The sequence below is a fragment of the Streptomyces sp. NPDC026500 genome (genome assembly GCF_055567635.1).
Genome location: NZ_JBVHQB010000067.1, coordinates 1 through 3206, shown reverse-complemented (window position 1 = coordinate 3206; position 3206 = coordinate 1). Strand labels below are relative to the sequence as shown.

The 3206-nt window shown below is 57.0% G+C and carries 1 rRNA gene; it reads left to right on the top strand.

From position 1 onward, the window contains the following. Positions 1 to 61: 61 nt before the first annotated feature. Positions 62 to 3185 (top strand): 23S ribosomal RNA (locus ACZ4N5_RS42995). Positions 3186 to 3206 lie beyond the last annotated feature (21 nt).

The window sequence follows — 3206 nt, the reverse complement described above, 5'->3', positions numbered from 1 at the left end:
GTTCGGGGTGATGGGTGGTTGGTCGTTGTTTGAGAACTGCACAGTGGACGCGAGCATCTGTGGCCAAGTTTTTAAGGGCGCACGGTGGATGCCTTGGCACCAGGAACCGATGAAGGACGTGGGAGGCCACGATAGTCCCCGGGGAGCCGTCAACCAGGCTTTGATCCGGGGGTTTCCGAATGGGGAAACCCGGCAGTCGTCATGGGCTGTCACCCATACCTGAACACATAGGGTATGTGGAGGGAACGCGGGGAAGTGAAACATCTCAGTACCCGCAGGAAGAGAAAACAACCGTGATTCCGGGAGTAGTGGCGAGCGAAACCGGATGAGGCCAAACCTCAAGCGTGTGAGACCCGGCAGGGGTTGCGCTTGGGGGGTTGTGGGATCTCTCTTTCACAGTCTGCCGGCTGTGAGACGAGTCAGAAACCGTTGATGTAGGCGAAGGACATGCGAAAGGTCCGGCGTAGAGGGTAAGACCCCCGTAGTCGAAACATCAACGGCTCGTTTGAGAGACACCCAAGTAGCACGGGGCCCGAGAAATCCCGTGTGAATCTGGCGGGACCACCCGCTAAGCCTAAATATTCCCTGGTGACCGATAGCGGATAGTACCGTGAGGGAATGGTGAAAAGTACCGCGGGAGCGGAGTGAAATAGTACCTGAAACCGTGTGCCTACAAGCCGTGGGAGCGTCGCGCATTGAGTTTACTCAGTGCGTCGTGACTGCGTGCCTTTTGAAGAATGAGCCTGCGAGTTTGCGGTGCGTTGCGAGGTTAACCCGTGTGGGGAAGCCGTAGCGAAAGCGAGTCCGAATAGGGCGATTCAGTAGCGCGCTCAAGACCCGAAGCGGAGTGATCTAGCCATGGGCAGGTTGAAGCGGCTGTAAGAGGTCGTGGAGGACCGAACCCACCAGGGTTGAAAACCTGGGGGATGACCTGTGGTTAGGGGTGAAAGGCCAATCAAACTCCGTGATAGCTGGTTCTCCCCGAAATGCATTTAGGTGCAGCGTCGTGTGTTTCTTGCCGGAGGTAGAGCACTGGATAGGCGATGGGCCCTACCGGGTTACTGACCTTAGCCAAACTCCGAATGCCGGTAAGTGAGAGCGCGGCAGTGAGACTGTGGGGGATAAGCTCCATGGTCGAGAGGGAAACAGCCCAGAGCATCGACTAAGGCCCCTAAGCGTACGCTAAGTGGGAAAGGATGTGGAGTCGCAGAGACAACCAGGAGGTTGGCTTAGAAGCAGCCACCCTTGAAAGAGTGCGTAATAGCTCACTGGTCTAGTGATTCCGCGCCGACAATGTAGCGGGGCTCAAGCGTACCGCCGAAGTCGTGTCATTGCAGCGTATAGCCCCAACGGGTGTTGTGATGGGTAGGGGAGCGTCGTGTGCCGGGTGAAGCCGCGCCGGAAGGCAGTGGTGGACGGTTCACGAGTGAGAATGCAGGCATGAGTAGCGATACACACGTGAGAAACGTGTGCGCCGATTGACTAAGGGTTCCTGGGTCAAGCTGATCTGCCCAGGGTAAGTCGGGACCTAAGGCGAGGCCGACAGGCGTAGTCGATGGATAACCGGTTGATATTCCGGTACCCGCTGTGAAGCGTCAAACATTGAACCAGGCGATGCTAAGTCCGTGAAGCCGCCCCGGAGCCTTCGGGCAAAGGGGAGTGGTGGAGCCGACGGTCCAGACCTGTAGTAGGTGAGTGATGGGGTGACGCAGGAAGGTAGTCCATCCCGGGCGGTGGTTGTCCCGGGGTAAGGGTGTAGGCCGTGTGATAGGCAAATCCGTCACACATCAAGGCTGAGACCCGATGCCGAGCCGATTGTGGTGAAGTGGATGATCCTATGCTGTCGAGAAAAGCCTCTAGCGAGTTTCATGGCGGCCCGTACCCTAAACCGACTCAGGTGGTCAGGTAGAGAATACCGAGGCGTTCGGGTGAACTATGGTTAAGGAACTCGGCAAAATGCCCCCGTAACTTCGGGAGAAGGGGGGCCATCACTGGTGATTGGATTTACTCCATGAGCTGGGGGTGGCCGCAGAGACCAGCGAGAAGCGACTGTTTACTAAAAACACAGGTCCGTGCGAAGCCGTAAGGCGATGTATACGGACTGACGCCTGCCCGGTGCTGGAACGTTAAGGGGACCGGTTAGTCACTCTTCGGGGTGGCGAAGCTGAGAACTTAAGCGCCAGTAAACGGCGGTGGTAACTATAACCATCCTAAGGTAGCGAAATTCCTTGTCGGGTAAGTTCCGACCTGCACGAATGGCGTAACGACTTCTCGACTGTCTCAACCATAGGCCCGGTGAAATTGCACTACGAGTAAAGATGCTCGTTTCGCGCAGCAGGACGGAAAGACCCCGGGACCTTTACTACAGTTTGATATTGGTGTTCGGTTCGGCTTGTGTAGGATAGGTGGGAGACTGTGAAGTCATGGCGCCAGCCATGGTGGAGTCGCCGTTGAAATACCACTCTGGTCGTGCTGGATGTCTAACCTCGGTCCGTGATCCGGATCAGGGACAGTGTCTGATGGGTAGTTTAACTGGGGCGGTTGCCTCCTAAAGAGTAACGGAGGCGCCCAAAGGTTCCCTCAGCCTGGTTGGTAATCAGGTGTTGAGTGTAAGTGCACAAGGGAGCTTGACTGTGAGACCGACGGGTCGAGCAGGGACGAAAGTCGGGACTAGTGATCCGGCGGTGGCTTGTGGAAGCGCCGTCGCTCAACGGATAAAAGGTACCCCGGGGATAACAGGCTGATCTTCCCCAAGAGTCCATATCGACGGGATGGTTTGGCACCTCGATGTCGGCTCGTCGCATCCTGGGGCTGGAGTCGGTCCCAAGGGTTGGGCTGTTCGCCCATTAAAGCGGTACGCGAGCTGGGTTTAGAACGTCGTGAGACAGTTCGGTCCCTATCCGCTGTGCGCGTAGGAATATTGAGAAGGGCTGTCCCTAGTACGAGAGGACCGGGACGGACGAACCTCTGGTGTGCCAGTTGTCCTGCCAAGGGCATGGCTGGTTGGCTACGTTCGGGAGGGATAACCGCTGAAAGCATCTAAGCGGGAAGCCTGCTTCGAGATGAGTATTCCCACCCCCTTGAGGGGTTAAGGCTCCCAGTAGACGACTGGGTTGATAGGCCAGATCTGGAAGGCGGGTAACCGCTGGAGGTGACTGGTACTAATAGGCCGAGGGCTTGTCCTCAGTTGCTCGCGTCCACTGTGT